The following is a 16168-nucleotide window of genomic DNA, read 5'->3' as shown; positions in this document are numbered from 1 at the left end:
ATGCTGACCATCTGGGGCCGAAAATCCTCCTCAAACGTGCAAGCGCTGATGTGGTGCGTTGGCGAACTTGGTCTCGACTATGTGCGCCATGATGTTGGCCATCGCTATGGCGGTAATGACACGCCGGAGTTTCTGGCGATGAACCCGAATGGCACCGTCCCGGTTCTGCAAGATGGCGATAGTGACCCTCTATTTGAGACAGGAGCGATCCTTCGCTACCTCGCCAGCCGTTATGCATCGTCGCCATTCTGGCCAGATGATCTGGCCGGGCGCACCCGTGTTGATATGTGGGCGGAATGGTCCAAAGTGAATATTGCGCAGGAGTTTACCTCGCCGATTTTCTGGCGTGTGGTACGCACCGCGCCGAAAGATCGTGATCCCGCCGCCATTGCAAAAGCCATGGGCGTTCTGGGCGCAAAGCTGGATATTGCCGAGCAGCGGTTGGCAAACCACGCCTATCTTGGGGGTGATGCGCTGACCTTGGCTGACATTCAATTCGGCCATGTGCTGTTTCGCTATTTCGATATCGACATCACGCGCCCAGAGCGCCCCGCTCTTCACCGCTATTATCAAAACCTGACCACGCGCCCTGCGTTTCGCGAGCATGTGATGGTGTCTTACGAAGAATTGCGAGTTTTATGATGAAAGCCCAACCCAAAGCCTCCCACTTCATTGATGGCGAATACGTTGAAGACGCAAGCGGCACCGTGATTGACAGCATCTACCCCGCCACGGGTGAGGTGATTGCGCGGCTGCATGCGGCCACGCCTGCGATTGTGGAGCGGGCAATTGCAGCGGCCAAGCGGGCGCAGAAGGAATGGGCAGCCCTTAGCCCGACTGCGCGTGGCCGCGTGTTGAAAAAGGCCGCCGAAATCATGCGCGAGCGCAACCGCGAACTCTCCGAGCTGGAAACGCTGGACACGGGCAAGCCTATACAGGAAACCATTGTAGCAGACCCGACATCAGGCGCGGATAGTTTTGAGTTTTTTGGCGGAATTGCCGCCGTCGGACTCAACGGCAGCCATATTCCGCTGGGCAATGATTTTGCCTATACCAAACGGGTTCCCCTTGGCGTCTGTGTGGGCATTGGCGCGTGGAACTATCCGCAGCAGATCGCCTGCTGGAAATCGGCCCCGGCCTTGGCCGCTGGCAATGCCATGGTGTTCAAGCCATCGGAAATGACGCCGCTGGGGGCGTTGAAGATTGCCGAGATTTTGATGGAAGCGGGTGCGCCGAAGGGCGTGTTCAACGTCATTCAGGGTGATCGGGAGACAGGGCCTTTGCTGGTCAATCATCCTGATGTGGCCAAGGTGTCTTTGACAGGATCGGTGCCAACGGGGCGGAAAGTTGCCGCAGCCGCGGCAGGACATTTGAAGCATGTGACCATGGAGCTTGGCGGCAAATCGCCTCTGATCGTGTTTGATGATGCTGACGTGGACAGCGCCATTTCCGGCGCGATGCTGGCGAATTTCTACTCCACCGGACAGGTCTGCTCCAACGGCACGCGGGTGTTTGTGCATACCGCCATCAAGGCCACCTTCCTTGAGCGCTTGAAAGCCCGAGCTGAGGCCATTGTGATTGGTGATCCGCAAGATGAGGCCACCCAGATGGGGCCTTTGGTGTCGATGGCGCAGCGGGAAAAAGTGCTGTCCTATATCGACAAGGGTAAGGCCGAGGGCGCAACGCTGATCACGGGCGGCGGCATCCCTAACAGTGCATCCGGAGCTGGTGCATTTATTCAGCCCACGGTGTTTGCCGGTGTGACGGATAGCATGACCATCGCCCGGGAAGAGATTTTTGGCCCCGTGATGTGTGTGCTGGATTTTGACGACGAGACGGACGTGATTACTCGCGCCAATGCATCAGAATTCGGCCTCGCGGGCGGCGTGTTTACCGCAGACATCACCCGCGCCCATCGCGTGGTGGATCAGTTGGAAGCCGGAACGCTGTGGATCAACACTTATAACCTCTGCCCGGTGGAAATGCCGTTTGGTGGCTCCAAACAGTCAGGCTTTGGTCGCGAAAACTCGCTGGCGGCGCTGGAGCATTATTCGGAGTTGAAGACGGTTTATGTGGGCATGGGCAAGTGTGAAGCGCCGTATTGAGGTGAATTTAGTCTTTATTACGCGCCGATCGCCATGACCGCCGTACGCGCTGATGATTAAAGAACTCTAGCAAGGGCCTGTCTGAACTTTTCCTTTTCCGAGGATGCAATGCAAAATGCTCAGCGATCGCAAGTTTGTTCATTTCATCGACGGAGTCATCATCAAGGAGAGAGACGATGGCAACCTTGGCCGCGTGACGGCCGCGACGATTGGAACGGGCTTTGAAAAGGGGAATGGCTTTGCGCTTGGACTTATTGTTTTCGCCGTAGCAATCACGGCAATCTCGCTCAAGCGAATGCTTTTTGTCATCCGGTGGAGACCGGGTCTCCCGTGTTTGCTGATCGCCCATCGCCGCACCCTTTTGGACAGATTTTATAGCGTCATTCAGCCAAGGCTTCAATAACCGGTGCTCCGGTCTTTTGCGGGATTAAAAATGGAAAACCAGGCAGATTTCATCATCATCGGTTCCGGCTCGGCAGGCGCGGCCATGGCTTACCGCCTGTCGGAGGATGGCAAGCATACGGTGATCGTGCTGGAATTCGGCGGCTCGGACATCGGCCCCTTTGTGCAAATGCCCGCCGCCCTTGCCTTTCCGATGAATATGGAGCGCTACAATTGGGGCTATGTGACCGAACCCGAGCCGCACCTCAACAATCGCCGGATGATTGCGCCGCGCGGCAAGGTGGTGGGTGGCTCATCCTCCATCAATGGCATGGTCTATGTGCGCGGCCATGCGGAGGATTTTAACCGCTGGGATGAGTTGGGAGCTACTGGTTGGTCCTATGCGGATGTGCTGCCCTATTTCAAACGCATGGAACATTCCCATGGCGGAGAAGACGGCTGGCGCGGCACCTATGGTCCGCTGCATGTACGCCGGGGCGAGGTGAAAAACCCGCTGTATCAGGCTTTTATGGATGCCGGAGCGCAGGCCGGATTCCCCGTCACCGAGGATTACAACGGCTCCAAACAGGAAGGCTTTGGCCTGATGGAACAGACCAGTTGGCAAGGCCGCCGCTGGTCCACCGCCAATGCCTATCTGAAGCCGGCGCTGAAGCGCCCCAATTGCCGGCTCATCCGTTGTTTTGCCCGCAAGATTGTGCTGGAAGGCCGCCGCGCTGTGGGCGTGGAGGTGGATATTGGCGGCAAGATCGAGGTGATCCGCGCCAACCGCGAGGTGATTGTTGCCGCTTCCGCTTTCAACTCACCGAAAATTCTGCTGCTCTCCGGCATCGGTCCGGCGGCGCATTTGCGCGAGATGGGCATTGATGTGGTGGCGGATCGGCCCGGTGTGGGCCAGAACCTGCAAGACCATCTGGAATATTACCACCAGTTCAAATCGAAACTTCCCATCACCCTGCATTCGAAAAACAACTGGTTCTGGAAGGGTGTTGTTGGCGCGCAATGGCTGTTTTTCAAGAAGGGTCTCGGCACCTCGAACCAGTTTGAAGCGGCGGCCTTTATCCGCTCAGGCGCGGGCGTAAAATGGCCAGACCTGCAATATCACTTCCTGCCGATTGCGGTGTCGTATGATGGCAAATCCTCGGCGGAAGGTCATGGTTTTCAAGCCCATGTCGGCTATAACATGTCGAAATCGCGTGGCTCCGTAACCTTGCGCTCATCCGATGCGAAGGACGCGCCGGTGCTGCGCTTCAACTATATGAGCGACCCCGAAGACTGGGTGAAATTCCGCCACGCCGTGCGGATCACCCGAGAGATTTTTGCACAAAAGGCCTTTGATCCTTATCGGGAATCCGAAATCGCACCGGGATCGAAAGTGCAAACCAACGACGAAATCGACGCCTTCCTGCGCGAACATCTGGAAGGCGCCTATCACCCCTGCGGCACCGCCAAAATGGGGCGTGTTGATGATCCGATGGCCGTGGTCGATCCGACCTGCAAGGTGATTGGCGTCGAAGGCCTGCGGGTGGCGGATTCATCGATCTTCCCGCATGTCACCTATGGCAATCTCAATGGCCCATCGATTATGACCGGCGAAAAGGCGTCCGATCATATTCTGGGCCGTGACCCCCTGCCCCGCAGCAATCAGGAGCCATGGATCAATCCGAATTGGCAGATGAGCGATCGGTAAGACGACACAGCCGATAGGGAATTCGGATGCGCCAACCATGACCTCCATCCAAATCACCATGCTGATCGCCTTTCCCTCTTAAAGCGAAACTATTGCCTGGCTGGTTCCTTACTGTTCAGAAAATCGATCAGGATATCGGTATCGAAGAGCGCTTTTACCATTCGCCGCGCAGGGACTGCTGATAGGTAAGGCCATCCGGCTGGTTTTTCCAGAGACCAAAACCATGGTCCAAATCAGGTTGCGGCCGTTCTGCCAGTAAAGATGCCACGGCCTGGCGGATCAACGCTGTCCGTGAAATTTTTTTCTGGCGGGCAACCCGATCCAGTTCAACAACGGTATCGTCATCAAGCTCGATCAATATTCTCATCACGGACCTATCATATATCGCTATATGATATCTATCGACCTATGGGTTACGATCAAGCAGACGCACGCCAGCGCTATCGCCGCACCAGCCGCCTTACCCCGCCGCTGATCAACAGCGCGGTATCGACTACGGCGGGCAAGGCTTCTCGTTTGCCGCTAACGGCGAGGTAGCGGGGTTGCCAGTCGGGGTCGAACTTGGCCTTGAAAGCGTGGACGCCCTTGAAATTATAGAGCCGCTCGCCGTTCTCATAGACAAGGCGGCCAAGGCGGTGCCAGAGCGGGGCGGTGGGCCGGGCCGACAGGCCGGAGAGCGGTGCCATGCCCATGTCGAGCTGGCGATAGCCTTCCGCTTTCAGATGCAGCATGATCTTGACGAACAGCAGGTCCATCATGCCGCGATGCGTGCCGGGCAAATGCCGCATCAGGTCGATAAAGGCGTCCTGTTTTGTCTCGGTGGTCAAAATGTTGGCAAAGGCGACAATCCGGCCTTCAAGGCGAATGATGGCAACCGGATGGGCACAGAGATAGCAGCGCTGAAACGTGCCGAGCGAAAAGCCTTTTTCTCCGGCCTTGTGATGGGCCAGCCAGACATCCGACACGTAAGCCAGTTCATCCAGCAGTCCCGCCACCTCGGCTGGCGGCACGATGGAAAATTCCAGTCCGTCGCGCTCGGCGCGGTTGATCGAGCGGCGCAGTTTCAGCCAGTCGCCACCCTTCAGGTCGAAACGGTGCAGATCGACAATCGCCTGATCGCCCAGCTTGAACAGCCGTAGGCCCGCATCCGCCGCAACAGGCAGAAAGTCTGGGGAGACCTGGTAGAAGGCAACGCGGCAGCCGCAAGCCTTTGCCTCTTTCAGCAATTTCGTCACCAGCTGCGGCCAGGCGGCCCGTGGTCCGACCGGGTCGAACAGCACGACGAACCGACGACCGCGGCGCGCATACATCAGGAAAGCATCACCCGCATCGGAAAACAGCACCTGCTTGTCACCCAGGGCCACCAGACCTGCCGCCGCCCGGGAATTTTCCCGCACAATGCGCCCAGCCAATTGTGTATGAGCAGGTGATGCACCCGCCCGCACTGGCCTGATCTGCTGCTGAACAACACGGCCAGCCGCGATGGCACCCAGCAATGACAGTGTCGCTAAGCTCGCGCCGCCAATATCCTGATGCAGTTTGTAAACGAGGCCAAGCTCCGCCAGGGGTTCCAGCAGGAATTCAATCGACAGCAGCGACAAAGCCGCAAGGCCAAGCGCCAACATCAGGCGCAAAAGCTTGCTGGCTGCATGCCAGCCAAGACCTATCCCGGCAGCCAGAACAAATCGTCCGGGTTTGCTTGAAACGCCGGTTTCCAATGCATTCACCATCAGCCCCGACGTCCTTCGCCCGATAAAGGTTAGCGATTATTCACTCCGCCATGCTTATGGCAGCGCCCGGTAAACATGTCGTGAAGCGGATACATGAACAATCGGTAAAATACCAGACCTGCTCTGGCGTAAAGGCCATTGCCGCCCTTATGGTCAAGTGACGATTTTTGAAAACCCGTCGCCAATGGTGGTCCCAAATCTCTAAATCCCCAAACCTCTAAATCTCTTGGGATTTCATCGATTTCGATTTAAGGAATGATGCAGTATCCATCTGGGAGTTGCCTCATGCCGCGTTCCACGCCCTCGAAAATGCTGCGGCGCTCACGCGCGCTCAGCGGTTCCTGGCGGATGTGGAAGATGCGGCTGGTCTTCTGGGCCGGTGCTGGGGCCATCGGCGTGGTCAGCGTCGGCTTTGCCTGGCTGGCGGACCGCGCTCAGGGGCTGTTCCACACCATCACCCACGCCACGCAATGGAGCTTTCTCCTGCCGCTTCTGCTGACGCCGGCAGGCTTTGCGCTGTGCGCGCTTCTGGCGGCGAAGGTTTTTCCGGCCTCGCAAGGCTCCGGCATTCCCCAGGCGATTGCGGCCCGCCATATCGATGACCCGGCTGGGCGCAGCCGGTTGCTGTCGATGCGGATCGCTATTGGCAAGGTGCTTTTGACCGCAATTGGTCTGCTCTGCGGCGGATCGATCGGGCGGGAAGGACCAACCGTGCAGGTCGGAGCTTCGATCATGCTGTTTTGCGCCCGCATTGGCGGGATGGCGCGGGCAGATGGGCTGATCCTGGCCGGATCGGCAGCAGGCATTGCCGCCGCCTTCAATACGCCCCTCGCCGGAATCGTCTTTGCCATCGAGGAAATGAGCAAGACCTACCACTCCCGCGTCAACAGCCTGGTTTTGATCGCTGTGATCGTTTCCGGCCTTGCAGCCCTTGGTCTCGTTGGCAGCTATACCTATTTCGGCACCGCCAATCCGACCGTCTCAGGCTTGCGCGATTGGATGCTGGTCGGCCTGTGCGGCATTGGCGGCGGCGCGTTAGGCGCGCTGTTCAGTGCGGGGGCGCTGACCTTGATGCGCCGGATACGCCGCTGGACCCAGCTGTCGGCAATGCCCTTGCGGCGCGCCGTTCTGCTCGCCGCCATTTGCGGACTGGGCGTGGCGCTGATCGGCATCCTGACAGGAGGCGCCACCTATGGCACCGGCTATGAACAGGCCCGCGGCGCGGTGGAGGGCCAAGCCCTGCCGCTGCTGTTTTTCGTGCAAAAGCTGGCGGCCTCGTTCCTGACGATGATTTCCGGCATTCCGGGCGGAATTTTCGCACCCTCCTTGTCGGTGGGAGCCGGGCTTGGCAGCACCGCCGCCAGCCTGACCGGCTCCAGCATTGCGCTTGGCGCCATTCTCGGCATGGCCGGCTATTTCGCCGGTGTCGTGCAGGCGCCGATGACCGCCTTCGTGATCATCATGGAAATGACCGCCAGCCATGACAGCGCCATCGCCATCATGACCGCCGCCATGCTCGGCTATGCGACGTCGCGGCTTCTGTCCCGCGAGCCGCTCTATCACGGACTGTCCCGCCCGTTCCTCGCCGAAGCGATCCGCGCCAGCCGAGCGGCGGAGCGCGGCCACACCTGACGGCTACAAAAGCTGCGATAGAGATTGTACGCTGGTATTGACGATCGACAGGGATTTGACGCCGAGTTGCTCTCTCGCCTGTAGTGCTTTCAGCCGGCTGGATTCCAGGTTCATGTCGGTATCGACCATGTTGCCAACGCCCTTGCTGATCGAGCCTTGCAGATCCTTGGAGAATTCATACTGCATCTCCACCCGGTTGCTCATCGCGCCCAGCGTGCTCGCCACGCCGTTCATCCGTTCGGCCATGGCATCGACCACCTTGATCATGTCATCAATATCGGCATTCGTGGTGCTATCTTCCAACCTGATCTCGTCATAGGTCGTCGACGCCTTGGCGCCATTGAACATCACCCAGGTCTTGGCGGTGCCAAGTTCGGTCGCAAAACCGGACCCAGTGAGGATGCCCCCTTCCCCATCGACATCGTCGATCAGGTAATTGACCTTGGACGTGCCGGGCTCGCCTGCGACATGGTAATCGATGGTGTTGATGCTGATCACACCAGCGCTATCGCGCACGAAGGAGCCGACCAGATTGCGATTGTCCTTGTCACTGGCGGCGGAGTGCAACAGCCAGTTTTCCTTGGAAAAGGAGGAGGATTCGGCAATGGAGCGGAATTGATCGCGGATCTCGTCCAGTTCGGTATTGATCTTGTCGCGTGAGGTGCCGCCTTCACGCGCCAGCACCAGACGCGCCTTCACATCCATCATCAGGTCTGTCGATGTGCTCATACCACTTTCAGCCGTGTCCAGCACGCCAGCGGCCATGGACAAGGCGTCCTGCACCGAAGACAAGGAGCGATTGTCGGAGCGCATCGTCGTGGCAATCGACCAATAGGCGGCATCGTCCGCCGCGGTGGCGACCCGGTAACCAGTCGTCACCCGCGCCTGACTGTCATCGCGGCTGGACACCGTATGGCGCAGGCTTTGAAGCGCGGTATACGCCGCAACATTGGTGTTTTTACTCGTCATACGCTCACTCACATACTCAGTACAAAACAGGCCCAGTACAAAACAGTCAAAACACAAGCCGTCCGCAACACTGGACAGCTTGTCACCTCGCTGTCGCGAGGGCTGGAAACATCCAATCACCAAACGACAACAGGAAACCATTCGTGGATGCGCAGGCAACCACGTTCAACGGCTCCAAAGTCCGATTTTCCCCAAACAGATGCCTCCGCCAGACATCCCCAAAAGACCGATTTTCGCAAAAGCGGATGGATGATTTATAGGGCCGTTAAGGTTAAGTCCTGCCCAAGGAAGATGGTGAACGGAGAATAAAGAGCGGGCTTTTGGGATTAACTTTCTGGATTTTGCCCTTCGTCGCACACACCGCAGCGCCTGTTGCGACGAGAGCATCGCGCGGCAAAACGGAAACAGAACCATGCGATAATATTTTGTTTTTAAATACTATTTTCCAAGAACTGGGCACCCGCATTTCAGTACGGCGCCCTCTTGAAGAGGCTATCAACGATGAAAAAAATGTGCCCTCCTTTCTGCCCCCATTGACTTTCATGGGTGTCAATCGATATTCGAAGGTAACGGCAATGGATTCTGCCGGGCATGATGCCGAACCGCTTCCCTGATGAAGCCGATGACTCCTACTCAACACGCCAAGGCGAAGGAGTAGAGTCATGTCCAGAATTTCCAGGCTGTTTTATCCAATTGAATTTGCTGTTTCGGGAGCGTCAAAATGAGGACGGTCCCAGCATTTCCTGACCTTCGTTTATTTCTTGGTCTTCGTTTGCGCCAGATCCGCAGCCTGGCGAAATGGATCGTCGTCACGGTGCCGATGGCCGTCATGGTGGGTTCGATTGTCGCCCTGTTTCTGTGGAGCCTGGATGAAGCGACGCGGCTGCGGTTTGCATTTCCTGATCTGATCTACGCCATGCCAATTGCCGGGTTTACCATGGTCTGGGCTTATCAGCGCTTTGGCAAATCGGCCGAGGGAGGCAATAACCTGATCGTCGAGCAGATCCACGAGCCGGGCGGCGGCGTGCCGTTGCGTATGGCGCCGTTCATTCTGGTGAGCACGGTCTTGACCCATCTGGTCGGCGGATCTGCCGGGCGGGAAGGCACGGCGGTACAGCTCGGCGGCAGCCTTGCCAGCGCCTTTGCAAAGCTCTTCCGGCTGGCGCCCGGCGATGTCCGCATCCTGCTGATGGCCGGGATTGCCGCTGGCTTTGGCGCTGTCTTCGGCACGCCGATTGCCGGCGCGGTGTTTGCCCTGGAAGTGCTGACCATTGGCCGGATGCAATATGAGGCCCTGCTCCCGGCTCTACTGGCCGCCGTGGTGGCCGACTGGACCTGCCAGGCCTTGGGGGCGAGCCATACCCATTACGTCATCGCCTATCTCAAGAGCATGCAGGATAGCGGCGGATTTCACCTCGATGCACTGATCATGCTCAAGGTGGTGTTTGCCGGAGCGGTGTTCGGGCTGGCGGCGCATGGGTTTGCTGAGATGTCCCATCTGGCAGGTGCCGCTTACAAAGCCTTGATTCCTTCTGCACCCCTGCGCCCGGTGGCGGCCAGCGCCATCCTGCTTGCCCTGGTCTGGCTGCTAGGCACTCGTGATTATCTGGGATTAGGCGTCTGGTCGCCCAATCCGGGCGATGTGACCATTCTCAGTTTTTTCCGTCCGGATCATGTGGATGCCTGGAGCTGGGCCTGGAAGGCGCTGTTTACGGTCATCACTCTCAGCGCCGGTTTCAAGGGCGGTGAAGTCACGCCGCTGTTTTTCATCGGGGCGGGCCTTGGCAATGCACTGGCTGGCCTGACTGGCGCGCCGACCGACCTGTTTGCCGGTCTCGGCTTCGTCGCCGTGTTTGCCGGGGCCACCAACACGCCGCTTGCCTGCATGATCATGGGCCTGGAACTGTTCGGCGCCACCCATGCCGTCTATATCGCCGTCGCCTGTTTCACCGCCTATCTCACCAGCGGCCATTCCAGCATCTACCTTTCACAGCGTATCGGTGTGCCAAAACATGCCGCCGGTCAAATCCCCGTGGGCATCGCGGTGCGCCATCTGCGGCTACAGAGACCAGAGCTAAGCCCGGAAAAACCAAAGCTGTAGCGATGGTTGAAACTGCGATCTCTCATTAAATTTTCCAGGCAGCGGCGGTGGCCGTTGCGCATTAGCTGGCTCGGATTGGAACTGAAATCAGCCAGAATCGTTGAGAGAACTGGAGCAAACGGTCGCGGATTGCATCTCTATCGGTTGCTCACAATTGAAGGAGTAGAAAAATGCTGAAATTCATTGGTGGCACGATCGGGGCCATTTTTCTGATCGGTCTGATCGTCGTCGTCTTGCTGCTCAAGCTTATATTTTGAGAGGGCGGGCTTACAAAAGCCCGACCCAGGCGCTCCGACAGAAAAAGTCTCACCCGCTTGCGAAAACAATCCATTATCGTTTTCGACCATCAATCGTCCGACGTCGTTCTCAAATACACGGATTGGCAAGAGTGGCTGGGGCGCCTGGATTCGAACCAGGGATGGCGGTACCAAAAACCACTGCCTTACCGCTTGGCTACGCCCCATCACACTGCACGCGGATCAATGATGCCGCGCGTTTGACATGCCGGTCATTAGCAAAAGCGCGCACCGGCTGCAATCGTTGATTTGATATTTTCCGTGGAAAGCGTCGAGGACCATCATCACTCAAAGGTTAAGAAATTGCGGAACGATCCCCGGCTCCATCTGTTGTGATGATGAACCACCACGAAACAGAAAAGGACTTAGAGATGACAAAGATTAATGAAGCAAAGATCCTTATTCTTGCCACTGATGGCTATGAGCGTTCGGAATTGCGGGTTCCGCTGGATCAGTTGAAGGCAAAGGGCGCGTCAGTGACCATTGCCTCCTTGAAGAAAGAGCCGATCAAAAGCTGGGACGACAAGAACTGGGGTGACACGGTCGATGTCGACCTCACTGTCGAGGAGGCCTCTGCCAATAATTATGATGCGCTGGTCATTCCCGGTGGCCAGATCAACCCCGATATCCTGCGGGCCGATGCCAAGGCAGTTCAGCTGGTGCGCGATTTCGTCGCTTCCGGCAAGGTCGTCGCTGCTGTCTGCCATGGGCCTTGGCTGCTGGTCGAAGCCGATGCGTTGCGCGGCCGTCAGGCAACGTCTTATGCCTCGATCCGCACCGATGTAAAAAATGCGGGCGGCCGCTGGGTTGACCAGACGGTGGTTACCGATCAGGGCATCATCACCTCCCGTAATCCTGGCGATCTCAATGCGTTCGTCGCCAAAATCGTTGAGGAGGTCGAAGAGGGCCGCCATGAGCGGCGCGCCGCCTGATCTCTTTTTCCATCTGAAAAATGGAGCACCCCTTCCCCTGGAACGGGGTGCTTTCTTTTGGCGCCACAGCAGCTTTACTCCGCAACCAGCATGCTTATCATAGGATTTCTTCGAGACGCGCTTGCATGACAAGGACCTCACATGCCCGGATATTCCGCCCGCCCGCCTGCCATTTCCACGCTTTTGATCGACGATGCCGTGGTGCGGGTGACGCGCTGGGATTTCGAACCGGGTGCCGCCACCGGCCATCATGTCCATGGACTTGGCTATGTCGTGGTGCCGATGACGGATTGCGACTTCCTGATCGAGGACACAGCCGGCGAACGACGCGTCACCAGCCGGGCTGGCGAGGCTTACCGGCGCGAGGCAGGTGTGGAGCATAATGTCGTCAATGGCGGCACGCTACCGATGAGCTTTATCGAAATCGAATATAAATGAGCGGCCTGCCATGTCTGTTCCTGGCACCGTTCGCCCTTGAGTTCTGATAGAAGATCATGACAATCCAGCCAAACATCAGCACCGATTATCGTGCCGACCATGGACGCCGCGTGCCGATTATCAGCGGCGTCGAACGGGTTACGGCCAATAATCCTTCTGCCATGACCTATATGGGTACGAATACCTATATCATCGGCGGAAAATCTGTCTGTGTGATCGATCCCGGCCCCGATAACCCTGCGCATTTCCATGCTTTGCAATTGGCGCTGCGCGGTCGTGAGGTCAGCCACATCATCGTCACCCACACCCACCGCGACCATTCCGGCCTTGCCCTTCGGCTGCAAGAGCGGACCGGGGCAAAGCTGGTGGCAGAGGGCCGACACCGGTTGGCGCGCCCCTTGCACCCCGGCGAAACGGCGGCCTTTACCGAAAGCGGCGACCGCGATTTTGCTCCTGACATCACCCTTGGCGATACCGAGCGTCTGGAGGGGGATGGCTGGGCACTGGAAACCGTACTGACCCCCGGCCATGCCGCCAACCATGCCGCCTTCGCACTTGATGGAACCGGCATCCTGTTTTCTGGCGATCATGTCATGGCCTGGGCGTCAACGGTGATTGCTCCCCCCGACGGATCGATGCGCGATTACATGGCCTCGCTGGATGTCGTGCTGGCGCGTGACGATCTTGCCTATCTGCCCGGCCATGGCGGGCCGGTTCTGTCGCCCCGCGATCACGTCTCCCGGCTGAAAGCTCATCGATTGAACCGCGAAGGAACCATTCTGGCCCGCGTTCAGGCCGGAGACAGAACGATAGACGAGATGTTGGCCGCCATTTACCACAATATCGGCCCGGATCTCTATAAGCCCGCCGCCCTGTCTATTCTGGCGCATCTGGAAGATCTGGTGGCAAGGGGCGCCGTTCAATGCGAGGGGCCAGCCTTGGCGGACAGCCGGTTTCATCCGACTTGATTGGCCCATGAGCTGACAATATCACCGGTCCGATCAGCTATCACTGGCTGGCGATACCCAGCAATTCACCATCCAGTGCCGTCAGGTAGCCATTGGCTATGGCGGCGGCAAAACCGAGATCGTGGGGACCGTAGCGGCTGGAGACCCGGATATCGACCAGCACCGTCTCCTCTTCTTCCCTAAGCCGAATGAGAATATCGAAGGGGAAGCCAAGAATGAAATTGCGGGTGGTGGCCTGAATGCGGATCACCCCGGGTGGTTCGTTATCGGGAATGAGATCCTGAGCCTGCGGCTGGGGACGCGGGGTTGGCACCGGCACGGGTGCAGGCCCAGCAGGCGTCCCGGAGACCGCCGTCGGGGCCTGGAAATCCGGGCGGGCATAAGCGGCACCGCGCGTCGCAGTTACGCTCCAGCGCTGATCGGACGCCACTTTGCGCACCGCCTGATAGACCCGGTCCAACGCTCCGTCATAGCGGCGCACGGTCAAGGTTGGATAGGCCTCGGCCTGTAGGCGGGCTTGAACAACGGCATCGCTCAGGGGGCGCGGCAACCAGCTGGATTTTGACGCTGGGGGCAAGATCCAGCCGGGCGGATCGGCGACGTCGCTGACCACTTCGTAAAGTTCCGGTCGTGTCTGGTAACGCTCAGCAGCCAGCGCCAGCACCGAAAGCGGCAGAGCCGCAATCACCAGCGCGCGGCTGGCCGCCAGGCCACCCTTGGCGCCAACCGACCAGAGCCGCCACAGGCCCCAGAAAGCAAACGGCACCGAAAGCGCCGCCAGCCCGCCGCAGAGCAGAACCGCAAGCACGAAACTCGGCATGGACAGCGGACCGAAACGGAACCCCAGCCAGGCCGCCACCAGCAGCAGCAGGGACAAAAACGCCAGCCGCCAAGCCCAGCGGGCGGCAATGGAAACGGGACGAGTGAAACGGATGGTCATGCGGAATGCGCCGTCTCCAGATCTTCCGCTGAACAATGTCTGAAACCGATGGCGAGGTCTGGAATTGTGCAGCAGGTATAAAAATTTCGACTATCTCAAAGGCATCAAAAGCCCCATTCGATGACCGGACGGTGCCAGCTTTCAATGCATCTACAGCCTTGCAGCCGGAAACCGTAGTCTCCCTCACCCCTTACCGCATAAATCCCTCGGTCGGAATCGATTTCAGGAACCATGTCGCAAAACATCCTTGCCCACTTGATAAAACGCAAGGCGCCTTGCCAGGACTTGCGGCATATATGTTCCATGAAGAGCCGCTACAATAGCTTATTTCTATTGTATAATTTCATCCGTGGCGCCAACAGGAACCGAGCAACCATGCAATGAAGAAGCGGTACGATCAGGCTAGCCTGTCGATCTTTTCTGACTGCCATATCCACACCTTTGATGTAAAGGACCAGAAATTCAGCAATTTTCAGTTGCTTTACTCTTAAGTTCAGGTTGTCCTGTTCTCAAGGCTTATTAGAATGCACAAATATTGCCTTCGGATTATATTTCGGACAAAACCGGTGGGGAGAGCCTTGGGAGGGGTGCATGACATGAACCGACATAAAAGCCTTGGGCTCATAGGTGTCCAGCTTTATCAACGACTTGAGACATCTTCAAAGTAACCATCAGGGCTCGTTTTCAATGATTTCCGATAGGAAATCAAAAGCGGAGGGCACAGTCGGCGATAACGGCCTGCATGATCCTTGCCGATCCCGATAGACGGATCGTTCAGCCAAGTGAATATCCGCAGTGCTGGCAAATGAGTGGGCAAGCAAATGACCGGGGGCAGAGTGGGGAAGAAAATCAGGACGTCGGGCAATCGCCTGACATTGAACGAAGTTGCGGAGAAAGTCGGCGTTAGCCCGATTACAATTTCAAGGGCGCTGAACAAGCCGGAAAAAGTCTCTCCGGGACTGCGCGAAACGATTTTGAAAATTGTCGAAGAGCTTGGCTATGTGCCCGACTACGCCGCGCGGGCCTTGGCCAGCCGAAACAGCAATACAATCGGCGTCCTGTCCTCGCTGCTCGGCACCAATATTTTCCCCAGGGTCATGAAGGGCATTGAGGATAGGGCACGGGGTACGGGCCTACGCATCCAATATGTCAATACGCGCTACGACCCCGATGAAGAGCTTTACCAGCTCAGACAGTTTTTCGCCCAGAAGCCGAATGGTATCATTATCGGCGGTGTGCAGGTCGATCCACGGGTGACGGAAATGCTGCATGAGGCACCCTGCCCTGTCGTGCAGTTTATCGATATCAGCTATCCGCCTGTCGATATGGCCATCGGCATCAACAATGCTGCCGCAGCCGATGTCGCCATCCGGCATTTGCTGGATGTGGGCTATCGCCGGATCGGCTTTTGCGCGACCGGCACGGATATTCCGGTCCGGATGAGGCTGGAGAGCTATCGCAACCGGCTTAAGGAAGCGGGGCTTTATAACCCTGATCTGGAAATCAGTGTGGATGCCAGCGATCCCATCGGGTCCGCGGGCAAAACGCTCGATGCGCTGTTTGCCGCCGACCCCGATGTCGATGCCATCTTGTGTTGTCACGACGACCTGGCACTTGGCCTGCTGTTTGAATGCCAGCGGCGCGGTATCGGTATCCCCGACCAGCTCGGACTCTGCAGCTTCACCGACCTCGATTATTGCGCCCACACCGTGCCTGGCCTGACCACGGTACGCACCCCGCTCTATCAGCTCGGCTACCGCGCCACCGACATGATCATCCGCTCCCAGGACAAAAGTCGCCAGAAACACACGACGGATCTCGGTTTCGAACTGATCGTCCGAGGCTCCACCCGCCGTCCCAAACCATGAACGATACGGCGGCTCACCAGCCGTCAGCCGGGGCTTGAATATCAGCCCAAAACCTGTAGACAGACCCCGAACGCGACCGCCGTTATCTATAGAACGGGGT

The 16168-nt window shown here is 57.9% G+C and carries 15 protein-coding genes, 1 tRNA gene and 1 riboswitch; of the genes, 10 read left to right on the top strand and 6 right to left on the bottom strand.

Annotated elements, in window-relative coordinates; translation table 11 throughout:
* From ASB66_RS09465 to betA, 4 genes are all read left to right on the top strand, one after another.
* Positions 1-642, top strand: coding sequence for a glutathione S-transferase family protein (locus tag ASB66_RS09465; protein WP_060719026.1), 642 nt, complete (start codon positions 1-3; stop codon positions 640-642).
* Positions 642-2105: a betaine-aldehyde dehydrogenase gene (betB, locus tag ASB66_RS09460; RefSeq protein ID WP_060719245.1), complete on the top strand. Its 1464-nt coding sequence runs from the start codon at positions 642-644 to the stop codon at positions 2103-2105. Before ASB66_RS09465 ends, betB begins: the two co-directional genes overlap by 1 nt.
* A 115-nt stretch (positions 2106-2220) precedes the next feature.
* Complete coding sequence (locus ASB66_RS09455) at positions 2221-2508, top strand: hypothetical protein (protein ID WP_060719027.1); 288 nt, start codon at positions 2221-2223, stop codon at positions 2506-2508.
* A gap of 30 nt (positions 2509-2538) precedes the next feature.
* Complete coding sequence (betA, locus tag ASB66_RS09450) at positions 2539-4194, top strand: choline dehydrogenase (RefSeq protein WP_060719028.1); 1656 nt, start codon at positions 2539-2541, stop codon at positions 4192-4194.
* Between the two features lie 154 nt (positions 4195-4348).
* Here betA and ASB66_RS09445 read toward each other — a convergent pair whose 3' ends face one another.
* Together ASB66_RS09445 and ASB66_RS09440 are read right to left on the bottom strand one after the other, a co-directional pair.
* A complete protein-coding gene (locus tag ASB66_RS09445) occupies positions 4349-4561 on the bottom strand; it encodes a ribbon-helix-helix domain-containing protein (protein WP_060719029.1) in 213 nt (70 codons plus the stop codon).
* A gap of 73 nt (positions 4562-4634) precedes the next feature.
* Positions 4635-5924: a phosphatidylglycerol lysyltransferase domain-containing protein gene (locus ASB66_RS09440; RefSeq protein ID WP_114386418.1), complete on the bottom strand. Its 1290-nt coding sequence runs from the start codon at positions 5922-5924 to the stop codon at positions 4635-4637.
* A gap of 285 nt (positions 5925-6209) precedes the next feature.
* Between ASB66_RS09440 and ASB66_RS09435 the strand changes: the two genes are divergently transcribed.
* The gene (locus tag ASB66_RS09435; protein WP_234612709.1) at positions 6210-7556 is read left to right on the top strand and encodes a chloride channel protein; all 1347 of its coding nucleotides are present in this window, start codon (positions 6210-6212) and stop codon (positions 7554-7556) included.
* A gap of 3 nt (positions 7557-7559) precedes the next feature.
* Here ASB66_RS09435 and ASB66_RS09430 read toward each other — a convergent pair whose 3' ends face one another.
* The gene (locus ASB66_RS09430) at positions 7560-8525 is read right to left on the bottom strand and encodes a flagellin N-terminal helical domain-containing protein (RefSeq protein ID WP_060719032.1); all 966 of its coding nucleotides are present in this window, start codon (positions 8523-8525) and stop codon (positions 7560-7562) included.
* 562 nt (positions 8526-9087) lie between these two features.
* A riboswitch (Fluoride riboswitch) is annotated at positions 9088-9164 on the top strand.
* 82 nt (positions 9165-9246) lie between these two features.
* Here ASB66_RS09430 and ASB66_RS09420 point away from each other — a divergent pair.
* Positions 9247-10626, top strand: a complete 1380-nt coding sequence (locus ASB66_RS09420; RefSeq protein ID WP_114386416.1) for a voltage-gated chloride channel family protein — start codon at positions 9247-9249, stop codon at positions 10624-10626.
* A gap of 137 nt (positions 10627-10763) precedes the next feature.
* On the opposite strand, the gene ASB66_RS26055 is transcribed toward ASB66_RS09420, so the two are convergent.
* Positions 10764-10973 (bottom strand): hypothetical protein, encoded by a 210-nt coding sequence (locus ASB66_RS26055; protein ID WP_147274028.1) that lies wholly within the window; start codon positions 10971-10973, stop codon positions 10764-10766.
* Between the two features lie 42 nt (positions 10974-11015).
* Positions 11016-11089, bottom strand: a tRNA-Gln gene (locus ASB66_RS09415).
* A gap of 204 nt (positions 11090-11293) precedes the next feature.
* On the opposite strand from ASB66_RS09415, the gene ASB66_RS09410 reads away from it, so the two are divergent.
* The 3 genes from ASB66_RS09410 (at position 11294) to ASB66_RS09400 (ending at position 13260) form a co-directional block, all read left to right on the top strand.
* Positions 11294-11854, top strand: a complete 561-nt coding sequence (locus tag ASB66_RS09410; RefSeq protein WP_060719035.1) for a type 1 glutamine amidotransferase domain-containing protein — start codon at positions 11294-11296, stop codon at positions 11852-11854.
* A 141-nt stretch (positions 11855-11995) separates the two neighbouring features.
* On the top strand, positions 11996-12292 hold the full coding sequence (locus ASB66_RS09405; protein WP_060719036.1) for a cupin domain-containing protein: 297 nt from the start codon (positions 11996-11998) through the stop codon (positions 12290-12292).
* A gap of 56 nt (positions 12293-12348) precedes the next feature.
* The gene (locus ASB66_RS09400; RefSeq protein ID WP_060719037.1) at positions 12349-13260 is read left to right on the top strand and encodes an MBL fold metallo-hydrolase; all 912 of its coding nucleotides are present in this window, start codon (positions 12349-12351) and stop codon (positions 13258-13260) included.
* A gap of 40 nt (positions 13261-13300) precedes the next feature.
* On the opposite strand, the gene ASB66_RS09395 is transcribed toward ASB66_RS09400, so the two are convergent.
* Complete coding sequence (locus tag ASB66_RS09395) at positions 13301-14200, bottom strand: DUF1499 domain-containing protein (RefSeq protein ID WP_060719038.1); 900 nt, start codon at positions 14198-14200, stop codon at positions 13301-13303.
* A gap of 821 nt (positions 14201-15021) precedes the next feature.
* Here ASB66_RS09395 and ASB66_RS09390 point away from each other — a divergent pair.
* Positions 15022-16068, top strand: a complete 1047-nt coding sequence (locus tag ASB66_RS09390) for a LacI family DNA-binding transcriptional regulator (protein WP_060719039.1) — start codon at positions 15022-15024, stop codon at positions 16066-16068.
* Positions 16069-16168 lie beyond the last annotated feature (100 nt).

Origin of the sequence: Gillisella vitis (assembly GCF_001541345.2) — a bacterium.
Lineage (GTDB): Bacteria > Pseudomonadota > Alphaproteobacteria > Rhizobiales > Rhizobiaceae > Allorhizobium > Allorhizobium vitis.
This window is presented reverse-complemented; position numbering and strand designations above follow the sequence as displayed.